The organism is Streptomyces hokutonensis (assembly GCF_042751305.1).
GTDB lineage: Bacteria > Actinomycetota > Actinomycetes > Streptomycetales > Streptomycetaceae > Streptomyces > Streptomyces hokutonensis_A.
The window spans coordinates 243,979-267,783 of the sequence record NZ_JBHYWD010000006.1 but is presented as its reverse complement, the minus strand read 5'-3'; the positions used below and the strand labels follow the sequence as shown (position 1 = coordinate 267,783).

General features: G+C 70.5%; 22 protein-coding genes. 10 read left to right on the top strand and 12 right to left on the bottom strand.

Annotated elements, in window-relative coordinates; all coding sequences use genetic code 11:
- The first annotated feature begins 14 nt into the window (after window positions 1-14).
- A complete protein-coding gene (locus ACFXC1_RS18775; protein WP_381244010.1) occupies window positions 15-674 on the top strand; it encodes a transmembrane-type terpene cyclase in 660 nt (219 codons plus the stop codon).
- On the opposite strand, the gene ACFXC1_RS18770 is transcribed toward ACFXC1_RS18775, so the two are convergent.
- Both ACFXC1_RS18770 and ACFXC1_RS18765 read right to left on the bottom strand, forming a co-directional pair.
- Entirely contained in the window at window positions 671-1,546 is an 876-nt protein-coding gene (locus ACFXC1_RS18770; RefSeq protein ID WP_381244008.1) for an ABC transporter permease, read from the bottom strand. The two genes, ACFXC1_RS18775 and ACFXC1_RS18770, sit on opposite strands and share 4 nt — an antisense overlap.
- Window positions 1,543-2,538, bottom strand: a complete 996-nt coding sequence (locus tag ACFXC1_RS18765; RefSeq protein ID WP_381244006.1) for an ATP-binding cassette domain-containing protein — start codon at window positions 2,536-2,538, stop codon at window positions 1,543-1,545. The genes ACFXC1_RS18770 and ACFXC1_RS18765 overlap by 4 nt, the downstream gene beginning before the upstream one ends.
- 85 nt (window positions 2,539-2,623) lie before the next feature.
- Here ACFXC1_RS18765 and ACFXC1_RS18760 point away from each other — a divergent pair, with 85 nt between their 5' ends.
- Window positions 2,624-3,397 (top strand): TetR/AcrR family transcriptional regulator, encoded by a 774-nt coding sequence (locus ACFXC1_RS18760; protein ID WP_381244004.1) that lies wholly within the window; start codon window positions 2,624-2,626, stop codon window positions 3,395-3,397.
- A gap of 15 nt (window positions 3,398-3,412) precedes the next feature.
- Here the strand turns inward: ACFXC1_RS18760 and ACFXC1_RS18755 are convergent, their stop codons facing one another.
- Entirely contained in the window at window positions 3,413-4,402 is a 990-nt protein-coding gene (locus tag ACFXC1_RS18755) for a WD40 repeat domain-containing protein (protein WP_381244002.1), read from the bottom strand.
- 79 nt (window positions 4,403-4,481) lie between these two features.
- Here ACFXC1_RS18755 and ACFXC1_RS18750 point away from each other — a divergent pair, with 79 nt between their 5' ends.
- Window positions 4,482-5,258: an SGNH/GDSL hydrolase family protein gene (locus ACFXC1_RS18750; protein WP_381244001.1), complete on the top strand. Its 777-nt coding sequence runs from the start codon at window positions 4,482-4,484 to the stop codon at window positions 5,256-5,258.
- On the opposite strand, the gene ACFXC1_RS18745 is transcribed toward ACFXC1_RS18750, so the two are convergent.
- On the bottom strand, window positions 5,189-6,034 hold the full coding sequence (locus ACFXC1_RS18745; RefSeq protein ID WP_381244000.1) for a Stf0 family sulfotransferase: 846 nt from the start codon (window positions 6,032-6,034) through the stop codon (window positions 5,189-5,191). The genes ACFXC1_RS18750 and ACFXC1_RS18745 overlap by 70 nt on opposite strands.
- Before the next feature lie 72 nt (window positions 6,035-6,106).
- Here ACFXC1_RS18745 and ACFXC1_RS18740 point away from each other — a divergent pair, with 72 nt between their 5' ends.
- Both ACFXC1_RS18740 and ACFXC1_RS18735 read left to right on the top strand, forming a co-directional pair.
- On the top strand, window positions 6,107-6,694 hold the full coding sequence (locus ACFXC1_RS18740) for a Uma2 family endonuclease (protein ID WP_381243999.1): 588 nt from the start codon (window positions 6,107-6,109) through the stop codon (window positions 6,692-6,694).
- Window positions 6,695-6,738: 44 nt separating this feature from the next.
- On the top strand, window positions 6,739-7,731 hold the full coding sequence (locus tag ACFXC1_RS18735) for an aldo/keto reductase (protein ID WP_381243997.1): 993 nt from the start codon (window positions 6,739-6,741) through the stop codon (window positions 7,729-7,731).
- Window positions 7,732-7,949: 218 nt separating this feature from the next.
- On the opposite strand, the gene thpR is transcribed toward ACFXC1_RS18735, so the two are convergent.
- Window positions 7,950-8,522 (bottom strand): RNA 2',3'-cyclic phosphodiesterase, encoded by a 573-nt coding sequence (thpR, locus tag ACFXC1_RS18730; protein WP_381243995.1) that lies wholly within the window; start codon window positions 8,520-8,522, stop codon window positions 7,950-7,952.
- Window positions 8,523-8,563: 41 nt separating this feature from the next.
- Here thpR and ACFXC1_RS18725 point away from each other — a divergent pair, with 41 nt between their 5' ends.
- Window positions 8,564-9,076, top strand: a complete 513-nt coding sequence (locus ACFXC1_RS18725) for a GNAT family N-acetyltransferase (RefSeq protein WP_381243993.1) — start codon at window positions 8,564-8,566, stop codon at window positions 9,074-9,076.
- Window positions 9,077-9,091: 15 nt separating this feature from the next.
- Here the strand turns inward: ACFXC1_RS18725 and ACFXC1_RS18720 are convergent, their stop codons facing one another.
- Window positions 9,092-10,363 carry an MFS transporter gene (locus ACFXC1_RS18720; RefSeq protein WP_381243991.1) on the bottom strand — a complete coding sequence of 424 codons (1,272 nt, stop codon included), beginning with the start codon at window positions 10,361-10,363 and terminating at the stop codon, window positions 9,092-9,094.
- A gap of 230 nt (window positions 10,364-10,593) precedes the next feature.
- Entirely contained in the window at window positions 10,594-11,031 is a 438-nt protein-coding gene (locus tag ACFXC1_RS18715) for a MarR family winged helix-turn-helix transcriptional regulator (RefSeq protein WP_019072529.1), read from the bottom strand.
- 164 nt (window positions 11,032-11,195) lie between these two features.
- Between ACFXC1_RS18715 and ACFXC1_RS18710 the strand changes: the two genes are divergently transcribed.
- Entirely contained in the window at window positions 11,196-11,378 is a 183-nt protein-coding gene (locus ACFXC1_RS18710; protein WP_262064267.1) for a BrnA antitoxin family protein, read from the top strand.
- On the opposite strand, the gene ACFXC1_RS18705 is transcribed toward ACFXC1_RS18710, so the two are convergent.
- A complete protein-coding gene (locus ACFXC1_RS18705) occupies window positions 11,371-12,765 on the bottom strand; it encodes an NCS2 family permease (protein WP_381243989.1) in 1,395 nt (464 codons plus the stop codon). The genes ACFXC1_RS18710 and ACFXC1_RS18705 overlap by 8 nt on opposite strands.
- Before the next feature lie 143 nt (window positions 12,766-12,908).
- On the opposite strand from ACFXC1_RS18705, the gene ACFXC1_RS18700 reads away from it, so the two are divergent.
- Together ACFXC1_RS18700 and ACFXC1_RS18695 are read left to right on the top strand one after the other, a co-directional pair.
- Window positions 12,909-13,205: a DUF2530 domain-containing protein gene (locus ACFXC1_RS18700; RefSeq protein ID WP_381243987.1), complete on the top strand. Its 297-nt coding sequence runs from the start codon at window positions 12,909-12,911 to the stop codon at window positions 13,203-13,205.
- 113 nt (window positions 13,206-13,318) lie between these two features.
- On the top strand, window positions 13,319-15,715 hold the full coding sequence (locus ACFXC1_RS18695) for a cation-translocating P-type ATPase (RefSeq protein ID WP_381243985.1): 2,397 nt from the start codon (window positions 13,319-13,321) through the stop codon (window positions 15,713-15,715).
- Window positions 15,716-15,853: 138 nt separating this feature from the next.
- Here ACFXC1_RS18695 and ACFXC1_RS18690 read toward each other — a convergent pair whose 3' ends face one another.
- The 4 genes from ACFXC1_RS18690 to ACFXC1_RS18675 all read right to left on the bottom strand — a co-directional run bounded on the left by ACFXC1_RS18690 (window position 15,854) and on the right by ACFXC1_RS18675 (window position 21,982).
- A complete protein-coding gene (locus tag ACFXC1_RS18690; RefSeq protein ID WP_381243983.1) occupies window positions 15,854-16,687 on the bottom strand; it encodes a hypothetical protein in 834 nt (277 codons plus the stop codon).
- A 279-nt stretch (window positions 16,688-16,966) separates the two neighbouring features.
- Window positions 16,967-20,092 carry a sacsin N-terminal ATP-binding-like domain-containing protein gene (locus ACFXC1_RS18685; RefSeq protein ID WP_381243981.1) on the bottom strand — a complete coding sequence of 1,042 codons (3,126 nt, stop codon included), beginning with the start codon at window positions 20,090-20,092 and terminating at the stop codon, window positions 16,967-16,969.
- A gap of 250 nt (window positions 20,093-20,342) precedes the next feature.
- Window positions 20,343-21,011 (bottom strand): Type 1 glutamine amidotransferase-like domain-containing protein, encoded by a 669-nt coding sequence (locus ACFXC1_RS18680; protein ID WP_381243979.1) that lies wholly within the window; start codon window positions 21,009-21,011, stop codon window positions 20,343-20,345.
- Window positions 21,012-21,055: 44 nt separating this feature from the next.
- Entirely contained in the window at window positions 21,056-21,982 is a 927-nt protein-coding gene (locus tag ACFXC1_RS18675; protein ID WP_381243977.1) for a DUF3027 domain-containing protein, read from the bottom strand.
- Between the two features lie 387 nt (window positions 21,983-22,369).
- Between ACFXC1_RS18675 and ACFXC1_RS18670 the strand changes: the two genes are divergently transcribed.
- Window positions 22,370-23,794: an MFS transporter gene (locus tag ACFXC1_RS18670; protein WP_381243975.1), complete on the top strand. Its 1,425-nt coding sequence runs from the start codon at window positions 22,370-22,372 to the stop codon at window positions 23,792-23,794.
- Window positions 23,795-23,805: the final 11 nt, after the last annotated feature.

Sequence of the window (23,805 nt, the reverse complement as noted above, 5' to 3'; positions counted from 1 at the left end):
GCAGGGAGACGCAGATGGACATCTCGCTCATCCTCGCGAGCGGCATCGCCTGGACGATCGTGTACGTCGAGGCGATCCGAGTCGGGTTCCGCGAACGCACCTACGCCATTCCGGCCGTGGCACTGGGCCTGAACTTCGCGTGGGAGTGGACGTACGCGGTGCACAACCTGGCCTTCGACCCGTCCGTGCAGGGCGGCATCAACCTGGTGTGGGGCATCGCCGACGCCGTGATCGTGTACACGTTCTTCCGGTACGGCCGCGCCGAGTTCCCGTCGTTCGTCACACCACGGATGTTCGGCGGCCTGAGCGTGCTGCTGTTCGGCATGTCGTTCGCCGTGCAGTGGCTGTTCCTGGCGAAGTTCGGCGCGGAGGACGGGGCCGGCTACTCCGCGTTTCTCCAGAACCTGCTGATGTCCGCCCTGTTCATCGCGGTGTTCGTGGCACGGCGCGGGCTGCGCGGGCAGTCGGTGACGATCGCGGTGGCCAAGTGGCTCGGCACACTCGCACCCACGATCCTCTTCGGCGCCCTTCGGCACGACGGGTTCCTGCTGGGGCTCGGCATCATGTGCAGCGTGCTCGACCTCGCCTACATCTGGCTGTGCGCGGGGGCGAAGCGGGACGGGGCGGCGTTCGACGCGGTCGACTCGAGACGGGACTTCGCGGAAACGACCTAACGGCTGAGCCGCCGGAATCTCCGTACCGCCAGCGGCAGGAACAGCAGCGTCAGGGCGGCCGGCCACGCCCCGGCCAGTAGCAGCGCGTGCTGTTCCGGCCAGGAGGCGCCCCGTGCCGTCGGGGCGCCGAAGAGGGCCCGGGTGGCGCCGGCCGTGGAGGAGAGGGGGTTCCAGAGGGCGGCCTGGCCGAGCCAGTGGGGCATCTGCTGGGGGGAGACGTAGATGCTGGAGATCATCGTCAGCGGGAAGACGATCGCGAAGAGGCCGCCCACCTGCTCGGGGCCCGGCAGCAGCAACCCCAGCCAGACGCCCACCCAGATGAGCGCGAAGCGCAGGGAGAGGAGGAGGATGACGGCTTTCACGAAGCCGAGGCCGTAGCCGAAGAGAGGGCCCGTGCCGAACTCCGGGCGCCACCCCATCCCGTACGCCGTGGCCATCATGATGCCCAACTCCGCGCAGGACACGATGAGATCGGTCGCGCCCCGGCCCGCGACCACCGCGGACGGCGCCATCGGCATGGAGCGGAAGCGGTCGATGACGCCCTTCTTGGAGTCGTTCACGAAGATCGTCGCCGTGGAGACGAACCCCATGGCGACGGTCATCACGAACATCCCCGGCATCAGGAACGCCTTGTAGTCGCCGCCGCCCGGCACCTGGATGGCCTTGCCGAAGACGTACCCGTACAGCAGTACGGACAGGATCGGGAAGCCCAACTGCCAGAGGATGCTGACCGGTTGGCGCCGGTAGTGGGTCAGACCGCGCCGCACGACGTTCCAGCAGTCGGCGACCGTCCAGAACAGGCGGCCGTGCTGCGGCCGTCTGCGGTACGTCCGTCCGGTGGCGTCGGACGCCGTCGACACACCGCCGCTCATACCACCGCCTCCTCGATCTCCGGTTCCGGCGCCGGTTCCTCTTCCGTACGGCGGCCCGTCAGCCGTAGGAACACGTCGTCCAGGCTCGGGCGGCGCAGGCCGATGTCCTCGACCGGGATGCCGAAGTGCTGGAGGAAACGGGCGACTTCGGTGAGGGAGCCCACCCGGTCGGCGACGGGCGCGTGGACGCGCAGCTCCGCGATGTCCGCCTCCGGTTCGCCGCCGTGGGCGACCCGGGCGACGGCCTGCAGCGCGTAGGGGATGTGGGCGGGTTCGCGGACCACGACCTCGACGCGGTCGCCGCCGACGCGGTTCTTCAGGCCGTCGAGGGTGTCGTCGGCGATGGCCCGGCCCTGGTCGATGACGGTGATGCGGGAGGCCAGCCGGTCGGCCTCCTCCAGGTACTGGGTGGTGAGGAGGACGGTGGTGCCGTCGGCCACCAACTCCCTTACCGCTTCCCAGACTTCGCCCCGGCTGCGCGGGTCGAGGCCGGTGGTGGGTTCGTCGAGGAAGAGGACGGCCGGGGCGAGGATCATCGATGCCGCGAGGTCCAGCCGGCGCCGCATGCCACCGCTGTAGCCGCCCGCGCCCTTGTCGGCGGCGGCCTCCAGGTCGAACTGGCGCAGGAGTTGGGTCGCCCTCAACTTGGCGCGCCTGCGCCCGAGATGGAAGAGCCGGCCGAACATCTCCAGGTTCTGCCGGCCGGTGAGGATCTCGTCGATCGCCGCGTACTGGCCGGTGAGGCCGATGCGCGAACGCACCTGGCGCGGCTGGCGGGCCACGTCGAGTCCGGCGACGGTCGCGCTGCCGCCGTCGAGCCGGACGAGCGTGGAGAGGATGCGTACGGCGGTGGTCTTGCCGGCGCCGTTCGGGCCGAGCAGGCCGTGCACGGTGCCCTCGCGGACGGCGAGGTCGAAGCCGTCGAGGGCGCGCTTGTCGCCGTAGCGCTTCTCCAGCCCTTCGGCCTCCACGACGTATCCGTGGCTGCTCATGGTTCCCTCCCTCCCGAACTGAGTGCACCGTATCCGATGCTGCGTACGGTGTACTCGGTTTTCGCTCCGGACCTAGACTCCCCCCATGACGAGCAGGCCGGCGAGCGGCGGTCAGGAATCCAGCGGCAGCGGTGACATCGGCCGCACCCTCGAACTGCTGTGGGACACCGGCCCCCGCCCCAGCCGCGGCCCGAAGCCGGGCCTGAGCGTCGACCGGATCGTGGACGCGGCCATCCGCGTCGCGGACGAGGAGGGGCTCGACGCGGTCTCCATGCGGCGCGTGGCCACCGACCTGGGCACGGGCGCGATGTCCCTGTACCGCTACGTCCCCGGGAAGGCCGAACTCCTCGACCTGATGCTGGACCGGGTCCGCTTTCCGGACCGGCCGGGCACCCAACCCACCGCCGCCGGTTGGCGCGCGGCCCTGGAGACGGCCGCCCGCGACGCGCTCGCCGTCCACCGCCGCCACCCCTGGCTGCTGCGCGTCAACCAGTCCCGCCCGCTGCTCGGCCCCCGCGCCCTCGCCACCCTGGAACACCTGCTCGGCCGCATCCGCCCGATGGGCCTGTCCGACCCGGAACTCGTCTCGACGGTCGTCATGATCGACGGCTATGTGGTCGGCGCCGCCCGCACCCAGGTCCACCAGGAGGAGGCGGCCCGCTCCACCGGCCTGACCGACGCGGAGTTCTACGGCGCCCAGGTCCCGGCCCTGGAGAAGGCCATGGCGACCGGCGCCTACCCGACCCTCGCGTCCCTCTCCCCCGACACCTTCACCGCCGGTTTCGACCACTTCGAGTTCGGGCTCGGCCGCATCCTGGACGGACTTGAGGTACTGGTCCAACAGCGCGGCGGGGACTGAGAGTTCAGCAGCGACTCAGCTGCGGCGGGTCAGCCGCCGTAGCCCGATCACGGCCCCGAAGACGACCACGACGGCGACGGCGCCCACCTTCAGGTTCTTCCCCGAGCCGCCACCGCTGTCGCCGCCGCTCGCCGAACTCCCGCTCCCGGACGGCGACTTGGACGCGGACGTGGCACCGTCGGGCGCGTCCTCGGCCTGCACCGGGCTGTCGGTGCCCTCGCTGCCGTACATCAGCTTGGTCCCGTCGGCGGAGTAGCTGACGGACTCCCCCTGCCCCTGCAAGGGCACGTCGAGGCGCCCCTTGCGCTTGATCCTGCCGCCGTTCCAGTCGTAGTAGATACCGCCGAAGTAACCGCGTACGGCGAGCTGCCGGCCGTTGGGGGAGAAGGCGGCGTCGGTGGCCCAGAGGTCGACTGAGGCGATCGGCTTGAAGTAGTTGGTGCCGGAGGAGGAGAGCTTGGCGGGGCCTTCGAAGAGATGTCCGCCTTCCTCCTTCTTGTCGATGATGTAGACGCGCCCGGTCTTGGGGTGCACGACCAGCGACTCGGCGTTGCGCGCCCCGTCCGAGTACTTCACGACGTACTGCGTGGCCTTGATCGTCTGGTCCTTGAGGACCTTCGGCTCGGGCAGCTTGTAGATCCAGACGTAGGCCCAGGTCCCGTCGAGGTTGTCGCCGATGTCGCCGACGTAGATCTGGTTGTCCGGCCCGATGGAGATGGCCTCGACGTCACGCGGCTTGCCGACGCCGCTGAAGGTGACGGTGGCGACCGTCTTGCCGGTGCTGCTGTCGACGGCGTAGATGTACGGGCCGTCGTCGCTGTCGTTGTGCGTCCAGTAGATGCCGGGGTGGAGGTGGGAGGCGGCCAGCCCGCTCGACTCCTTGATCCGGGAGTCCGTGATCGTGAACCCCTTGTCGCCCTTGCCGTCACCGTCGGCGGCAGCTGCGGGCAGGGCGAGCGCGCCGACGAGAAAGCCGGCGCCGAGGAACGCGAGGAAGCGACGCATGCCCCCAAGCCTGCCATCGTGGCAGGCCTCACACCCCACCGGCTCCAGTGATCGGCCACTGATCGTCCATCATGAGCGGATGCTCAGGTTCATGCCCGTAGGCGACTCCATGACGATCGGGAGCGCGGGCGAACACACATGGCGCTACCGGATCTGGCAGCACCTGCGCGCGACCTACGGCGGCCCCTTCGCCGTGGTCGGCCCGCGCGAGACGCTGTACGACAAGGCGACGGACACGCCCACGTCGTACGAGTACGCCGACCCCGACTTCCCGCACTTCCACCTCGCCGGGTGGGGTGAGGGCTGGCTGCACATGGCCCCGCTGATCGGCGAGGCGGTCCGCGCGCACCGGGCGGACGTGCTGCTGGTCTCCCTCGGCCTGATCGACCTGGGCTTCTACACGAACGCGGCCCAGACGGCGGAGAACGTCCGGTCCTTCGTGGCGGAGGCCCGCGCCGTGAAGCCGTCCGTCCGCATGGTCTTCCTCCCGGTCATCCCGAACGTCCGCGCCCAGACGGACGCCCCCTTCGCCGCCGAGGTCACCCTCTTCAACGAACTCCAGGCCAAGGCGGTCGCCGACCTCGACGACCCGCGCTCACCCCTCCTCCTGGCCTCCCTCCCGGAGTCGTACGACATCAACCACGACACGTACGACGGCACGCACCCGAACGCCTCCGGCGAGCACCGGATCGCGGGGGCGTTCGCGGGGGCGATGCATCAGGCGTGGGGGTTGGGCGGGGAGTACGACGTGGACGGCTCGGACACCTCGTCCGCCGCACCTGCCGATCAGCCGCCGGGGGGCCGCAGCCGGTACCGGTCGGCCCACTCCTCGTTGAGGCGGTCGGCCTGGCGCTGATGACTGGGGGTGACGTGCCGCCCGGCGGGGAGCGTGAGGCCCAGGTGATCGAGGACGCGGAGGGTGACGGCTTCCGGGTCGGCGGAGAGGTCCTCGTAGCGGATGCGGTACGGCTCGACGCCGTGGGCCTCGAACCACCGCTCCCACCCCGCGTTGTGCTCCTCGATCGTCCGCAGGGTGCGGGTGACGGCGTCGCGGTCGTAGGAAGGCCGTTCGCTGCCGGGGCGCCCTCCTCCGCTGATCTCGCCCTTCCCGCCGACGAACCAGACACCGCTCTGCTCGGCGCGCACCCATGACACAGCCTGCGCGAGTACGTCGTCCCGCCGCAGCCAGACGAACCGGACCCGGCCGAACTCCCGCTCCAACAGCCGGAGTTCGTCTCCGGCGAGGTCAGGGTGCAGGCGGGCGAGCCGAGTTGTGAGTTCGGCGTGGGTCCCCCACATGAGCTTGGCCCCGAAGACCCCGTTGCCGGTCCGCCCGGCGGCGAGCGCGGCCCGCACGAAGTCGCCGTAGTCCAGGGCGTGTTGGGGCGTGTGGGCCACTCCCCAGCGCTCGGCCCACGCCACCTCGTCCGGCGGCCGGAAGTAGGCCTGGGGGTGCCCGGCGACCCCGGTGGAGTCGAGGAGGCCGAGGAGGAGGGAGCTGCCGGTTCGGGGGGTGGCGCAGATGAAGTAGGTGTCCGTGTCCGTGGGGTGGGTCACGAGGAGCAGGGTCGGGGGTGGGGGCGTGGGCGGCAACCGAATATCGACGGTGACGATGGCGTGATCACTCCGCATCCCGGTCACCGTGCGTATCGTTGTACCGCGCGGCTGCACTCGTGCGGAGGGCGGCCGGGGAGGAGCGCCAGGATGACCGTCCTCGAAGACAGGATCGCGATGGCCAAGAGCGACGACGAGATCACGCTCGACGAGTGGTTCGAGCGGATCGAGAAGATGCCCGCCCCCGAGGGATACAAGGTCGAGATCGTCGAGGGGACCGTCTTCATGTCGCCGCAGCGGGACACCCGCTGGGAGATCATCTTGGATATCGTCGAGCAGTTGCGGACCAAGTATCCCCGGAAGCGCGTGAAGTCCGACGTCCGTATCGACTACCCGGGTCACCTCAACGGATTCGCGACCGACGTGACGGTGATGGCCGAGGGTGCCGAGAAGACGGAGGGCGGGGGCTGGCGCCACCAGGACGTCGAGTTCGTCGCCGAGGTCATCTCCAAGGGCACCGCCGCCAACGACTACGGCCCGAAGAAGGCCGCGTACGCTCTCGCCGAGGTCCCCGTCTACGTCATCGCCGACCCCTACCAGGGCCGCTGCCACATCTACACCCACCCCAAGGGCGACGACTACGCGACCGAGACGAAGGTCGCGTTCGGGGACGACATGGATCTCACCGGCACCGTGGTCGGCCTCACCCTCACCACGGACGACTTCCCCCGCGACTGATACCCCTTGCATCGAGCGCACTCGAAGTCGTTGGCTGAGTACCCATGAAGTACACGCAGCTCGGACGCACAGGCCTCAAGGTCAGCCGGCTCGTCCTCGGGACGATGAACTTCGGTCCGCAGACCGACGAGGCGGACAGTCACGCGATCATGGACGCGGCGCTGGACGCCGGTATCAACTTCTTCGACACCGCCAATGTGTATGGGTGGGGTGAGAACAAGGGGCGCACCGAGGAGATCATCGGCAACTGGTTCGCCAAGAGCCCCGACCACCGCGACAAGGTGGTCCTCGCCACCAAGGTCTACGGCAACATGGCCGCCGACGGCGAGTCCTGGCCCAACCACGACAAGCTCTCCGCCGTGAACATCCGGCGCGCCGTGGACGCCAGCCTCAAGCGGCTGCAGACGGACTACATCGACGTCTACCAGTTCCACCACATCGACCGTGCCACCCCCTTCGAGGAGATCTGGCAGGCGATCGACACCCTGATCCAGCAGGGCAAGATCCTCTACGTCGGTTCCTCCAACTTCCCCGGTTACAAGATCGCCCAGGCCAACGAGATCGCCGCGCGCCGCGGCGGCACCATCGGGCTCGTCAGCGAGCAGTGCCTTTACAACCTCGCCGAGCGCCGCGCCGAGATGGAGGTCATCCCGGCCGCGCAGGAGTACGGCCTCGGGGTCATCCCCTGGTCGCCGCTGCAGGGCGGGCTGCTGGGCGGGGTCATCAAGAAGGAGATCTCGGGCGGGCGCCGGGCGAGCGGCCGGGCCGCGGACACCCTCGCCAACCCGGCCTCACGCGCCCAGATCCAGGCCTACGAGGACCTCCTCGAAAAGCACGGCATCGAGCCCGGAGAAGCCGCCCTGGCCTGGCTCCTCACCCGTCCCGGCGTCACCGGCCCGATCGTCGGCCCGCGCACCGCCGAACAGCTCGACTCCGCCCTGAGGGCCGTAGAGCTGGAACTGAGCGAGGAAGTCCTCACCTCGCTGGACGAGATCTTCCCGGGTCCGGGGCCGTCTCCGGAGGCCTTCGCCTGGTGACACCGTGAGGGCGGCGCCCGTTTTCAGGGGCGCGGGGCTGTGACATTTGCGGCTCCGCCGCGTAGGCGCGACCAGCTCACGCGGCGGAGCCGAACTTCGACCCGCAGTTCCCCAGCCCTCACTTACCAAGCGCCGCCGCAAGCCCCACGACGACGAACAACAGCACAAGCACACCGGCCATGATCCGGTTCCGGAATTTCGGGTCCACGTACCCGAGCCTAACCGCCCGCCCCCAGCCCCCAACGGGCGACCGCCTCATACCGCGGCTGCTCCCCCGGAACCCCCGACCTCGGCAGGCTGCTCCGCACGAGCACCAGCTCGTCCACCGTCCACGCCGGCCCCGCGAACTCGTCGAGCCGGTCGAGATACGGCCGTACGTCCGCCGCGTCCCGGCTGCGGGCCAGGGTGAGGTGGGGGCGGTAGCGCCGGTGGTCCGCCATCTCCACGCCCGCCTTCCGCGCGGCCGCCTCGCAGCGGTCCGCCAGCAGCCGCAGGGCCGCGAGATCCCCCTCCGCCCCGGCCCACAGCGCCCGCCCCTGCCCGAACTGCCCGCCCTCGCGCACGGCCAGCCCGAACGGCTCGGTGCGCCGCGCCGCCCGCTCCAGCCGGGCCGACAGTTCCGGTACGAGGTCCTCGTCGACCTCGCCGTAGAACGCAAGGGTGCAGTGCCATCCCGGACGGCCCGTCCAGCGGAGCGTGTCCGCGCCCGGCAGCTGCCTCAACTCGTCGACCACCGAACCGAGTTCGGCCAGTACCCGCTCTGGTGGCAGCAGCGCCGCGAAGAGTCTCATGAACCCCAGCCTGCCATTGTCCGCGCTGCCACCATGAAGGCATGGCCATCACCATCAGGGACGGCGGGACCGGCGACATCCCCGCGATACTCGGCATGTTCGACAGCGCGGTGGCGTGGCTCGCCGCGCAGGGGCGGACCGGGCAGTGGGGCAGCACGCCGTGGTCGGAGAATCCGAAGGCCGTGGCGATGGTGGAGCGGTATGTCGCGACCGGCAGCCCGTACATCGCCGAGGTCGACGGCGTCCCCGCCGGCACGCTCACCCTCACCGACTCTCCCGGGTCGTACATCGAAGCCGTCGACGAGCCCGAGCGGTATGTGCATCTGCTGGCCTCCGACCGCCGGTTCAAGGGGTACGGCGTCGGCAGCGCGCTGCTCGCGCACGCGGCGGAGGTGACCCGGGAGGCCGGGATCTCGCTGCTGCGGGTGGACTGTTACGCGGGGGACGACCGCAAGCTCGTCGCCTACTACGAGGCCAACGGGTTCACGGCGACGGAGGCCTTCGTCGTGGGTGAGAACAACTGGCCGGGGCAGGTGCTGGCCCGGAGGGTGTAGCACCTGCCCCAAGTGTCATGCCGCCGCGGTCAGTTGCTCCCGGTCTCTCGGGACGAAGGCCACGCTCGGGTGGCCGTGGTTCCAGCCGACGGACAGGCGCAGGTCGCCGATGCGGGCCAGGACCAGGCCGATCGTGGCGGCGGCCAGGGCCGCGATGGCACCGCCGAGGGCGAAGCTCACGCGGGGGCCGTAGGCGTCGGTGATCCAGCCGACGATCGGTGCGCCCACCGGCGTACCGCCCATGAAGACCATCATGAACAGGGCCATGACCCGGCCGCGCATGGCGGGGTCGGTGCCCATCTGGACGGCGGTGTTGGCCGTGACGTTGACGGTCAGTCCCGCGATGCCGATCGGGATCATGAGCAGGGCGAACAGCCAGTAGGAGGGGGCCACCGCGGCCACGATCTCCAGCAGGCCGAAGGCCGCCGCCGCCGCGATCAGGACGCGGAGGCGGGTGGTGCCGCGGCGGGCGGCGAGCAGGGCGCCGACCAGGGAGCCGACGGCCATGAGGGTGTTGAAGAGGCTGTAGGCGCCGGCGCCCGCGTGGAAGATGTCGTCGGCGTAGGCCGACAGCCACACCGGGAAGTTGAAGCCGAAGGTGCCGATGAAGCCGACGAGGACGATCGGCCAGATCAGGTCGGGGCGCTTGGCCACGTACTGGAGGCCCTCTCGGAGCTGGCCCTTGCCGCGCGGGGCGCGCTTGACGGCCTTCAGGTCGCGGCCCCGCATGAGCAGCAGGCTGGTCAGGGGGGCGACGAACGACAGGCCGTTGAAGAGGAACGCCCAGCCGGTGCCGACGCCGGTGATCAGCACGCCCGCGACGGCGGGGCCGACCAGGCGGGCGGACTGGAAGTTCGCGGAGTTGAGGCTGACCGCGTTCTGCAGTTGCTCGGGGCCGACCATCTCGGAGACGAAGGACTGGCGGGCCGGGTTGTCGACGACCGTGGCGAGGCCGACGGCGAAGGCGGCGACGTAGACGTGCCAGACCTGGACGTGGCCGGAGAGGGTCAGGAAGGCGAGGGCGAGGCCGGTGAGGGCCATCGCGGACTGTGTGACGAGGAGGGTGGGGCGCTTGGGCAGCCGGTCGACGAGGACACCGCCGTAGAGCCCGAAGAGGAGCATCGGCAGGAACTGGAGGGCGGTCGTTATGCCCACGGCGGCGGAGGAGCCCGTGAGGCTGAGGACCAGCCAGTCCTGGGCGATGCGCTGCATCCAGGTGCCGGTGTTGGAGACGACCTGGCCGATGAAGAACAGCCGGTAGTTCCGGATCTTCAGCGAGCTGAACATCGAGGACCTACGCGGGGGTGCGGACGGGGAGTCGGGGGTGGCTGGCGCGGGGGCGGAATCTGCTCCGGGTCCCGAACTCAAAAGGTCGCCTCCTCTTTCTTCTGCTCGTTCGCCTTCGGGGCGCTTTCTGCCGGTGTCGAGAGCCCGACCGTGCTCGACCCTTCGGGCCTCCGCGCGCTCGACCTCTCGACACCGGCGCGCCCCTACAGCTCACTCGCGCATGGACGGGCTTACAGGTGTGCGAGTTTCTCCAGTACGGGGGCGGCGGCGACGATCTTCGCCCACTCGTCCTCGTCGAGGCCGTCGACCAGGCCGGCCAGGAACGCGTTGCGCTTGCGGCGGCTCTCTTCGAGCATCGCCTCGGCCTGGGGGGTCTTGGTGACGACCTTCTGGCGCCGGTCCTCGGGGTGGGGCTCCAGCTGCACCAGCCCCTTGGCTTCGAGCAGCGCGACGATGCGGGTCATCGAGGGCGGCTGCACATGCTCCTTGCGAGCGAGCTCGCCAGGGGTCGCGCTGCCGCAGTTGGACAGAGTGCCCAGCACCGACATCTCGGTGGGGCTCAGTGACTCGTCGACGCGCTGGTGCTTGAGTCGACGGGACAACCGCATCACGGCTGAGCGCAGGGAGTTCACGGCGGCAGCGTCGTCGCCATGGGTTAGGTCCGGCATGTTCTTTAGCGTAACTCATTACTCTCGCTAAAGACCAACCGGATACCCATGGGACACGCCGAGATGCCCGTGACCCCGGCCACTGAACCCTTCCGTCACCCATATGAGTGATCCGGGAGCGGAACGTGACACGGTGGCCGGAGTCGCCCCGGACCCTCGTCTGTATGGGGACCAGTGTGCTCAGCCTGCGGATAGACGGGGAGCTGCTCGAGCGGCTCCGGCACCATGCGGCGAAAAGGGGAATGAGCGTCCAGGACTATGTGGTCCAGACGCTCATCCGGGACGACTTCGACGAGCGGTTCCAGACCGCCGTGGAAGAAACCGAGAAGTTCTACGGGGTCACGTGAGACCCAGGGCCGGCATCAGGTAGTAGAAGCCGAAGACCGCCGCCACGACGTACATCGGCACCGGGACCTCCCGGCCCCGGCCCGCCACCAGCCGCAGCACCACGAAGGTGATGAAGCCCATGCCGATGCCGTTGGTGATCGAGTAGGTGAACGGCATCATCACCATCGTGATGAAGGCCGGGATCGCGATCGTGTAGTCGGCCCAGTCGATCTCCTTGACGGAGCCCGCCAGGATCAGGAAGCCCACCGCGAGCAGCGCGGGGGTGGCCGCCTGGGACGGGACCATCGTGGCGATCGGCGTGAGGAACAGCGCTACGGCGAACAGGGCGCCCGTGACGACGTTCGCGAAGCCGGTGCGGGCGCCCTCGCCGACACCGGCCGTGGACTCCACGAAGCAGGTGGTGGCCGACGAGGAGCTGGCACCGCCGGCCGCGACCGCAATGCCGTCGACGAAGAGCACCTTGTTGATACCGGGCATGTTGCCCTCGCCGTCGGTCAGCTTCGCCTCGTCGCTGATGCCCATGATCGTGCCCATCGCGTCGAAGAAGCACGACAGCAGGACCGTGAAGACGAAGAGCACACCGGTCAGCACGCCGACCTTGGAGAAGCCGCCGAACAGGCTGAACTTGCCGATCAGGCCGAAGTCCGGGGTGGCGACCGGGTTTCCGGGCCACTTCGGGGTGGTCAGGCCCCAGGAGGGGATCGTCGCGACCGCGTTCACGATCACCGCGAGGACGGTCATCGTGACGATCGAGATCAGGATCGCACCGGACACCTTGCGGACGATCAGCCCGAGCGTGAGCAGCACGCCGAGGATGAAGATCAGCACCGGCCAGCCGTTGAGGTGACCGTCGGCGCCGAGCTGGAGCGGAACGGTGGTCTGGGCGGCGTCCGGGATGCGGGTGATGAACCCGGAGTCCACGAGCCCGATCAGCATGATGAACAGGCCGATACCGATGGAGATCGCCTTGCGCAGGCCGTAGGGCACCGCGTTCATGACGCGCTCGCGCAGCCCGGTGGCCACCAGCAGCATCACGACCAGGCCGGCCAGCACGACCATGCCCATCGCGTCCGGCCACGTCATGCGGGGCGCGAGCTGGAGGGCGACGACGGAGTTCACACCGAGTCCGGCGGCGAGCGCGATCGGCACGTTGCCGATGACACCCATGAGGAGGGTGGTGAACGCCGCCGTGACAGCGGTGGCGGTGACCAGCTGGCCGTTGTCGAGGTGGTGCCCGTACATGTCCTTGGCGCTGCCGAGGATGATCGGGTTCAGCACGATGATGTACGCCATCGCGAAGAAGGTGGCGAACCCGCCCCGGATCTCGCGGGGGAGGCTGCTGCCCCGTTCGGAGATCTTGAAGTAGCGGTCGAGGGCGGTCTGCATTGGATGTTCCTACGAGCAGAAGTGGACAGACGGAAACCGTTTCAGTATGAACATATGAAGACGTCAGGCGCTATCTCCGCGCGTAGACCGGCATGGATCACGGGTGGATCCGGGCGCCTTGTGCCGCCTCGTAAGCTGTGGGCATGGCGAAGTGGACACCGACACACGAGGCACCGGAGCCCCTGGAGGGCCCGATCGTCCCGACCATCATCGGCGGCACGATCCTCTGGTTCGTCCTCTTCCTGGTGCAGCTCCCGTTCTACGGCTGGTTCGACGACCACGGTCATCTGTGGTGGCTGTGGACCTGCCTGGCCGGGGCCGGGCTGGGCCTGATCGGGATCTGGTACGTCCGGGGGCGGGACGCGGCCCTCAAGCGGCTGGCGGCCGAGGCGGCGGCCGAGGGCTCCTCTCCTGGCGGCCCCTCTCCTGCTGCGGAGTGAGGAGCTCCGCCTACACCCCAGGCATCACCCCGTCCCGCCCGCCGTCCTCCCCTGGTCGGATCTTCCGGGCACTCGGCGGGTGAAGCCGTAAATCCGCACGTACCGTCGAATGCATGACGCACACCGACGCGGGCGCCGAACTCGACCCGGTGCACCCCGTGCCCGTCCCGGCACGGCGAGCCCATGGACTCAGCACCGCCGAGGTCGCCGAGCGGGTGGCGCGCGGGGAGGTCAACGACGTCCCGGTGCGCAGCAGCCGGTCCCTCGGCGAGATCGTGCGCGCCAACGTCCTCACCCGGTTCAACGCGATCATCGGTGTGCTCTGGCTGATCATGCTGTTCGTCGCGCCGCTCCAGGACAGCCTGTTCGGGTACGTGATCCTCGCCAACACCGGAATCGGGGTCTTCCAGGAGTGGCGGGCGAAGAAGACCCTCGACTCCCTCGCGGTGATCGGCGAGGCGAAACCGACGGTACGGCGGGACGGGGCCGCCGCGGAGGTGAGCACCTCCGAGATCGTGCTGGGCGACCTCATCGAGATCGGACCCGGGGACAAGGTCGTGGTCGACGGGGAGTGCGTCGAGGCCGACGGGCTCGAAATCGACGAGTCGCTGCTCACCGGTGAGGCGGATCCGGTCGTCAAGCGCCCCGGGGACCTGGTGATGTCGGGCAGCTTCGTCGTCGCCGGCGGTGGGGCGTTCGAGGCGACGAAGGTGGGGCGCGAGGCCTACGCCGCCCAACTCGCCGAGGAGGCCTCGCGGTTCACGCTCGTCCACTCCGAGCTGCGGACCGGTATCTCCACGATCCTCAAGTACGTGACGTGGATGATGATCCCGACCGCGATCGGCCTGGTCATCAGCCAACTCGTCGTCAAACAGCACGGGTTCAAGGACTCCATCGCGCGGACGGTCGGCGGGATCGTGCCCATGGTCCCGGAGGGGCTGGTGCTCCTCACCTCGGTGGCCTTCGCGATAGGGGTCATCCGGCTTGGCCGGAAACAGTGCCTCGTCCAGGAGCTTCCGGCCATCGAGGGCCTCGCCCGCGTCGACACGGTCTGCCTCGACAAGACGGGCACGCTCACCGAGGGCGGCATGGACGTCACCGAGCTGCGCCCGCTCGGCGGGGCCGACGAAACGTACGTACGCAAAGTCCTCGGCGCGCTCGGCGAGTCGGACCCGCGGCCCAACGCGTCCCTTCAGGCGATCATCACCGCCTACCCGGACAGCGAGGAGTGGCGGTGCGTCGAGTCACTGCCGTTCTCGTCCGCGCGCAAGTACAGCGGCGCGTCCTTCAGCGAGGGCAACGGGGAATCCAGCACCTGGCTGCTCGGGGCGCCCGACGTGCTGCTGAACGCCGACGATCCCGCGCTGGCCGAGACCGGGCGGCTCAACGAGCAGGGCCTACGGGTGCTGCTGCTGGCCCGGGCCGCCGGCGAGCTGGACGATCCCGAGGTGGCGCGGGGTGCCCGGCCGACCGCGCTCGTCGTCCTGGAGCAGCGGCTGCGGCCCGACGCGGCGGAGACACTGCGCTACTTCGCCGAGCAGGACGTGCACGCCAAGGTCATCTCCGGGGACAACGCGGTGTCCGTCGGGGCGGTGGCCGGGAAGCTGGGGCTCACCGGGCAGGTCGTGGACGCCCGTCAACTGCCCTCGGATCAGGCGGAGATGGCGAAGTCCCTCGACGAGGGCACGGTGTTCGGTCGGGTCACTCCGCAGCAGAAGCGGGACATGGTGGGGGCGTTGCAGTCGCGCGGGCACACGGTCGCGATGACCGGGGACGGCGTGAACGACGTACTCGCCCTCAAGGACGCCGACATCGGGGTGTCGATGGGCTCGGGGTCCGAGGCGACCCGGGCGGTCGCGCAGATCGTGCTGCTCAACAACAGCTTCGCGACGCTGCCTTCGGTCGTCGCCGAGGGGCGGCGGGTCATCGGGAACATCACCCGGGTGGCGACGCTGTTCCTGGTGAAGACGGTGTACTCGGTGCTGCTGGCGGTACTGGTGGTGTGCTGGCGGGTCGAATACCCGTTCCTGCCACGGCACTTGACGCTGCTGTCGACGCTGACGATCGGCGTCCCCGCGTTCTTCCTGGCCCTCGCGCCCAACACGGAGCGTGCGCAACCCCACTTCGTGCGGCGGGTGATGCGGTACTCGATCCCCGGTGGGGTGATCGCCGGGGCGGCGACCTTCGTGACGTATCTGATCGCCCGTCACTACTACACGGGAAAGGGATCGTTGGGGGCGGAGACCAGTGCGGCGACCCTGACGCTCTTCCTGATCTCGATGTGGGTGCTGGCGATCATCGCCCGGCCGTACACGTGGTGGCGGGTCACACTGGTCGCGGCGATGGGGGCGGCGTTCGTGCTCGTGCTGATCGTGCCGTGGTTGCAGCACTTCTTCGCGTTGAAGCTGGTGGGGGTGACCATGCCGTGGGTCGCGGTGGGGATTGCGGGGGTGGCGGGGGTTTTGCTGGAGGTGGTGTGGCGGGTGGTCGATCGGCGGGGGGCGGCTTGAGGGTCGTATTTCGGCTGCGGGTCCGTCGGGGCTGGTCGCGCCCACGCGGCGGAGCCGCACATCGACACAGCCCCGCGCCCCTGAAAAGCAGCTGCCGCGCCCCTGTTTTCAAGGGCGCGGCAGCTGCCTTTGGTACTGCTACTTCACGTCGACGAAGTCACCCGTGGCGTTGACCGCCGAGGTGCTGGCCGTGCCCGCGAAGCTGTAGCGGAAGTAGCCGTCGACGGTCGCCGTGACCGTGGTCTTCAGGGCGCCGGTCGAGCTGGTCTTGATGGTCTTGACCGTGGTGTACGTGGTCGAGCCGTTCTTGCGGAACTGGAGCTTCACCGACTGGCCGGCGTAGCCCGCGTTCTTGTGGGTCTCCCAGTTGGCACGGGACAGCTTGCCCGTGACCGTGATGGTCTTGCCCTTCTTGACCGGCTCCGGGGTGGCGTCGGCGGTGAGCTGGGCGGCGCGGCGGACCGGGACGTTGCCGAGGTCGCCCTGGGTCTTCTTGGCGCCGTTGGCGGTGATGGCGAGGCCGCCCGCCTTCCAGGTGACGGCCTCGGCGTTCGCGAGGTCGTCGTCGGCCGGGCGGATGTAGATGGTGGCCTTGCAGTTCAGGACGGTCGTCGAGGCCTTGGTGCAGGTGCCCGGGTCGTCGCTGATGATCTCGTTGGCCGGGCTGGCCACCGAGGTGCCGCGGTAGATGAGCGGGCCGCTCGCGAAGTTGTCCTCGCTGACGTCGAGGCTCGCGGCGTGGGTCACGGTGTACGTGACCGGGACGGCCACCTTCGCGCTCGCACCGACGACGATGGCCTTGCCGTTGTTCACCTTGACCTTCGAGAAGGTGACGTTGAGCGAGGCGGCGGCGGACGCGGAGCTGAGTGTGGCCTTGCCGGACGTGGCGTCGGCGGCCTGCGCGGCCGGTACGGCAAAGGCGGAGAGGACCAGGGCGCCGGAGACGGCGGCCACGGTGGCGCGTATGCGCATGCGTTCCCCAAGTGGAGAAAGGGGGCCCGGCGCGGTGGTCGTTCCGTACGGCTCGTCGTCGGCGCCGGGGCCCAAGTGATGGCGGAGCCTGTTGGCTCACAAGATCTGATCCGTGACGGGTGGGACAGGTTGTACGACGGATCAAGACTTTGTACGGGCATTGCAAACCCGTGGTGAAGTGCGGAAACTCCGCCATCGCTGCCTGGACCGCTTCACGTCGATGAAGTCACCGGCGGCGTCGGCGGTCGGCCCATCCCCCGTACCCCGTTCCCCGTCCGGTCAGTCGAACCAGCGGTCCCGCGCCAGTTCCTCCGTCCGGGACGGGTCCTCCAGGAGTGCGGCCACCTCGAAGCGGCGTGGCCACTGGCCCGCCGCCCAGGCGAGGCCGGCGGCGACGCCCTCCAGGGTCGAGGCGTGGAGCACACCGTCCCGCGTGCGGCGCCAGTCGATCTCCACGCCGTCCACGACCAGTTCCTCGTGTTCGACGTAGGTCGTGGGGGTGAGGGGGCCGAGGAGGACGCGGACGGAGTCCGGTACGTCGTGTTCGGTGCCCTCGGAGGTGACCTCGCCGGTGATGGACTCGCTGAGGCGGCGGACCTGGAAGAGTTCGGCCAGCTCGGCTGCCCGGGACGGGCGTACGGGAAGCAGCGGGACGCCGCTGGTGAAGGGCAGTAGGTCGGGTGAGTCGACGACCACCGCGTCCGCCGCGTCCACGACCGTGACCTCGCCGTCGAGCACGGCCCTCAAGTCGTCCGGGAGGGTGACCTGTTCGGGGTCGAGGTCGGCCAAGGCGCCGTACAGGGCGTGCAGTTGGGCGCCGGTGACCTCGCGGTCCGGGTCGGCGAGGCGGTCGAGGAGTTCGGCGGCGCCGCCGGGCTCGTCGAGGAGGGCGGCGACGGAGGTGCGGACGCCCAGGGCGCGCAGGACCTGTTCGTCGTCGAAGCCGGTCGCGTCGGCCTCGTCGTAGAGGCCGCGCAGGAGCGGGTCGCCGCCGGACGCCAGCAGGCCCGCCGGGCGGCGGCCGTCGAGTACCGGGTGGCCGCGCAGCCACCAGGCCGTGTACGGCCGTACGACCTCGTAGGAGCCGTCGGGCAGCAGGATGCGGACCTGTTGGGTGATCGCGTCGCGGAGGGGCGGCTGGGCGAGGAGGGCGAGGGCCTGGGGCCAGCGGTCGTCGTCCACCAGGTCGAGGTCGCGGACCGCTACCAGTTCCGTGGCCACGGGCGGGACGGGGGTGTCGGGGAAGCGGTCGAGTACGTCCTCCGACCAGACGTCCACCGAGTCCAGCAGGCCGGGGTCGTCCGGTTCCGCGAAGTCGCTGTCGCGGGGCTCCAGTTCGTCCGGGTCGAGGACCACGTCGGTGGCTCGGACGAGGGCGAAGGTGGCGAGGACTCCGCAGGCGGCGAGGGGTTGTTCGCCCCAACGGTCGGCCAACTCGGCGTCCACGAAGGCCAGTTCGTCCTCGCGCATCACCTGGGCGAACGGGCTGCCGGGGAGGACGAGTTCGCCTGCGGGCGCGAGTTCGCCCTCCTCGTCGGGGAGGGCGAGCGCGCCGAGCCAGGGCTCGTCGCCGGGTTCCAGGCCGGCGTCCCGGACGAGGGCGAGCACCGTGTCGGCCAACTCCTCGGCGTCCGGGGTGGGTTCGTCCCATACGGCGCCGCCCTCGTCGTCCAGGGAGGCGGCGACCGCGGCCCTTACCTGGGGTGTGGTGAGGACCGCGCGCGGCGTCGCGGGCAGCGCGCCGAGCTTTTCCAGGAGGGGGTGTGCCGCGTCCGGGTGGGCGACCTTGAGGCCTAGGCGGGCGAGGACTTCGGGTTCTACGTGTGCGGAGTCGGGGGTGGGGAGGAGGACCTGGCGGGGGCCGATGGTCGTGCGCCCGTCGGCGAGCGGTACGGGCAGCCCGGAGAGTCGGTCGGGGTCGACGCCCGCGAGGCTGTCGTAGAGCCGGCGCCACCAGGCGGGATCCCTCTCCAGGCCGGCCAGGCGGTCGATCGCGTCGGTGAGGGGGACGCGGGCGACACCCAACGTCCGTAGTTCCACGCGGCGTTCGAGGCCGGCGGGGAGGAGGGTGGGGAGCACCTCGGCGAGGACGCGCACGGTGTCGGCGCCCGCGCCCTCGACGACCTCGGCGTCGCGGGGGCGTAGCGACTCGGGCAACTCCGAGTCGTCGCCGGTGGGTTCGACGGCGGGCGGGAGGAAGGAGGTGCGCGGGAGCCGGTCCAGGATGGCCTGGCGGAGGGTGCCGTCCAGTTCGCCCTTGCCGAGCGGGCCGGGCACGAGGTCGATGATGCCGGGGGTCACCGGGCGCCAGGCGGCGAGGAGTTCGACGTAGGCGTCGGCCGCGCGCTCCACGACGAAGTCGGTCAGCGGGCCGGGGGCCGCGTGGCGGCGGGTGGTGTCGAGCGGGAGGGAGGCGATGAGGAGCGCGGGGACGCCGAGGGGTTCGTCGCTGGGCGTGGGCGCGTGGACGACGGGGCTGGTGCGGGGGTGGGCCGGGGTGCCGTCCGCGTCGACGGGGACGGCCCAGGTGACGGACCAGTGGGGGCGCAGCCGCTCCTCTACGGGGCGGTCGGCGAGGAGTTCCTTGGCGAGGTCGCCGTGCGCGTCGACCGTACGCCAGCGGGTGGTTCCGTCACGGCTGTCGTCCACGACGGTGTCGGCGCCGACAGTGCGGCGAGTGAGGCTGCGCGGGGTCCGGTCGCCGATCTCGATCACGACTTCCACCAGGCCCGGCAGGGCGAGCAGGAGCGCGTCGTCCACGGCGTTCAGGAGGCGCTCGGCGAGGTCCTCGGCGGCGGTGTCGCGCAACGGGAGGATGACGACCGTGTCGTAGGAGTCGGGGGCGCTGCCGACGGCGGCGAACGGGAGGCGGAGGAGGGGGATGTGTCCGTCGCGGCGGCGGATCTCGGTGCCGAGTCCCGGGCTGTGGCGGGCGGTCTCGTCGGCGAGTTCGCGGGCCTCGGCGAGGGACCAGCGGACGCCTCCGTGCCGTCCCACGAGGGCGGGTTCGTCGGTCACGGCGACGACCGCGGCGAAGCCGACGCCGAACCGGCCTACGGCGCTGTCGCCCGCGTCGCGTTTCGCGGAGGCGCGGAGGGTGGAGAGCGACTCGACGCCGGCCGCGTCGAGGGGGGCGCCGGTGTTGGCGGCGCACAGGACGCCGTCGCGGAGGGTGAGCCGGAGGCGGCCGGCCACGCCTGCGCGGGCGGCGGCGTCGGCGGCGTTCTGCGCGAGCTCTACGACGAGCCGGTCGCGGTAGCCGCCGAGGACGAGGTCCTCCTCGGCGTTGGCGTCCTCCCGGAAGCGGGCCGGACTGGTCGCCCAGGCGTCGAGCACCCCACGTCGCAGACGGGCGGTCCCGAACGGGTCGGCACCCTCGGCAGCGGGCCGCACGAACTTGCTCACGTACGTTCACTCTCCTCATCGGCGTCGCGATGAAGGTACCGCGCGGTGGGGGGTGCTGGGTTTTCGCCCTTGGGCGGTGGTGGGGTCGGGGTCGTGGCGGTACGGCGAGCCCGCCGCGGGTTGCGCCCCTCTGTGGGTTGCCAAGTGGGCGGCGTCGGGACCAGCTGAGCGGCGGGCTGCGCCGTACCGCCACGACCCGCTCCCGTTTCGTCGGCGGGTACGGGGGCGTGGCTCCGCAGCAGTTGTCGGGTTACGGGTGGAATCGCCAGCGGCCTTCGGTGACTACGTCCACCTCGCCGTCCCTGACGCGGAGGGCCGTGTCGTCGTCGATGAAGTAGATCGGGAAGTCCGCGCGTTCGGTGATGCGGTCGGCCCAGGGGTCGTCGCGTTCGGGGAAGTGGGGTGAGTGGAGGTGGGGCTTGAGGTACCAGTCGAAGAGGGCGAATGGTGGCTCGATGGTCGTCGCGCCGAGGAGGTGGAGGTCGGCTGTGTCGCCGATGACGTCGGCGGAGTGCTCGGTGAGGTTGCGGCTGAAGATCATCGAGCCGGCACTCACGCCTACGTAGACCCGGCTCTCCAGCGCCTCCAGGAAGCCGTCGGCCAGGCCGTTGCCGGTGATGCTGCGGGCGAGGTGGTAGTGGTTGCCGCCCTCGACGTAGATGACGTCGGCGTGGAGCAGGCGGTCGAGCACCAGTCGCGGGGGCAGGCCGTTCAGCTCCAGGACGTCGAACTCCCGCCAGCCGAGGCCGTGCAGCCGGTTCATGTCCTCGACGAACCATGTGTGGTCCCCTGGCTCGGCGACCGACGCTGTGGGCACATAGACGACGTTCGCCGACCCGAACGGCTTGCCCAGCATGTCCCGGAGCGCTTGCCGCAAGGTGTCGTTGCGCAGCCCGCTCGCCGTCAGCAGAAGATTCATCGGGCGAGCCAAGCACGGGAGGCGAGCGGGCGCGAGTCCGACCCCTACGAGTGCCCCAGTTCCGCCGAATCCTCGTCCACGCCCACCGGCACCGAGCCCGAATCCGCCGCAGGGCGCAGCGGGAACGGGTCGACCATCGTCTCGTCGATGACCGGGGCGGGGGGCTGGGGCGGCTTGGGCATGATCGCTGCTTCCGAGTGGCCGCCGCAGCCGTAGGAGAGAGAGACGACGTGGCCGTCGGCCGGGGAGAATTCGTTCGCGCAGACTCCGAACGCCTGGCCGAGGGAGCCGCCGATGGCTACCAGGAAGCCGCAGCTGACGCAGGCCGCGGGGGCCGCCTGAGCCATGGGGGTCTTGGAGCCGAAGCCGTCCTCCCAGCGGTCGGCGGCGACGTGCAGGCCGTAGCGGGAGAGGACTCGGGCTCGGCGGATGCCGAGTTCTTCCGCCACTGCCGCGATCGAGCCTCGGGTGGGGGCCACGGGGAGGGTCGCCGGCGCCCCGGCCGTCACCTCCGCGTCCTCCGCCTCGACCAGTTCCGCCATCTCCTCGGAGACGGCCGAGTTCGGCGGGGGCTCGTCCTCGCCGGTGTAGCCGGGCTCCAGGCGCAGGTCCTCGGCGTCGGTGGGGAGCAGGTCGCCGGGGCCCATGTCGCCGGGGCGGAGGCGTTCGCTCCACGGGACCCATTCGGGGGCCAGGAGGGAGTCGGGGCCGGGGAGCAGGACGACCTCGTCCAGCGTGACCAGCTTCGCGCGGGACGCCCTCGCGACCGTCACCGCCCAGCGCCAGCCCCGGTAGCCGAACTCCTTGCACTCGAAGAAGTGCGTGACCACCCGGTCGCCCTCGGATTCGAAGCCCGCGTGTTCGCCGACCACGCCGGGCGCGGCGGCCTCCTCGGCTGCGGCACGGGCGAGGTCGACGGCCTCGGCGCACAGACGGTCGGGGGTGCGGCTTCGCGTGGTCGCTGCGCTCACAGGTATCGCTTCTCTCCTACGCCGTCTCACGGGTGCGCCTGGTGTGGCGAAGGGAGCGGACGGAGCGGCTGAAAGACATGTACCAGGCCCTTGGGGGCACTGGTGAGAGGCCGCGTCGACGTCCGCGCCCGATCGCGCTCGGGCGCGCCTACGCCATCCATTCTGCGGGATGGCCGAGAGGCGCGCGGCCGAGAACAATCGCCACGGCGCGCTACGCACGCTACCTTCTCCCGGGCCGTGCGCCCACACCGACGGCCCCTTGGGCGGTGCGCGGCGATCAAACAGAGACCTGCGGATGCCTGTGCAACGGCACTGAATCCGGCCCCGTCGGCCGCCATACGTGCGGTAACGGCACTACTCGCCCCGTTCTCGGGGCACTATGACGGGGTGGCAGCCGCGAGGTCGCCCCAAGGTGCCACCGGTGTCGGTGGCGCGAAGGGGAACATCCGAGGTGGCGGTTCGGGCCGGGTCGGCGGTTCCGTCCGCGCGATGGGTCGTGCCCTGCACTTCCCCGTCACCGGTACCGCCCGGGGCATCCGCAAGGCGACCCACGCGCACGGCGCGGGCGAGTCGGGCCTCGGCCGGCTGATCGAACTGCACGCGGTGAACGGCGCCGGCGATGTCATGATCACCGTCGCCCTCGCGTCCACCGTGTTCTTCTCCGTCCCGACCGATGAGGCGCGAGGGCGGGTGGCCCTGTATCTCGCGATCACCATGGCGCCGTTCACCGTCCTCGCGCCGGTCATCGGGCCCCTTCTCGACAAGCTCCCGCACGGGCGCCGCGCCGCGATGGCGGCCGCGATGCTGGCCCGCGCACTCCTCGCGCTGATCATCTCCGGCGCGGTCGCCAGCGGCAGCCTGGAGCTGTATCCGGCCGCACTGGGCGCACTGGTGGCCTCGAAGGCGTACGGCGTCGTCAGAAGCGCCGTGGTGCCCCGCCTGCTGCCACCCCGCATCTCCCTGGTGAAGGCGAACTCGCGCGTCACCCTCGCCGGGCTCCTCGCCACCGGCGTCGCCGCCCCGATCGCGGGCGGCCTGCACGCCATCGGCGATCCCTGGCCGCTCTACGGCGCCTTCGTGATCTTCGTCGCGGGTACGGTCCTGTGTTTCTTCCTGGACCCCAAGGTCGACTCCGCCAAGGGCGAGGACACGGCGCTGCTCGCCGCCGACGAGAACCATCTGCACGGCCCGCATCCCAAGGAGGTCAAGCGGCCGGGGCTGCGCACGGTCGGCATCGCCGTCACCCACGCGCTCGGCGCCAACGCGGCGCTGCGCTGGCTGTCCGGCTTCCTGACCTTCTTCCTCGCGTTCCTGCTGCGCGAGCACCCGATGACCGGGCAGAGCGCGGCCGTGTCGCTGGGCATAGTCGCCGTCTCGGCGGGCGTCGGCAACGCGCTCGGGACGGCGGTCGGGTCCTGGCTGCGGCAGCGGGCGCCGGAGCTCATCATCGTGACGGTGATGGCGGTCGTACTGGGCGCGGCGATCACGGCGGCGATCTTCTTCGGCGCGGCCCTGGTGGCCTGTCTCGCGGCCACCGCCGGGTTCTGCCAGGCGCTGGCCAAGCTGTCCCTGGACGCGCTGATCCAGCGGGACGTGCCCGAGCTGGTGCGTACGTCGGCGTTCGCGCGCTCGGAGACGATGCTCCAGATGGCCTGGGTGCTGGGCGGCGCGATCGGCATCGTGATGCCGCTGAACGGCGCCCTCGGCTTCACGCTGGCCGCCGCGGTCATCGCCCTGGGCTGGCTGACCACCCTGCGCGGGCTGCTCGCCTCGGCCCGGCACGGGGGTACCGGGCGCCCGCGAGTGGCCTAACCCTCGGTGCC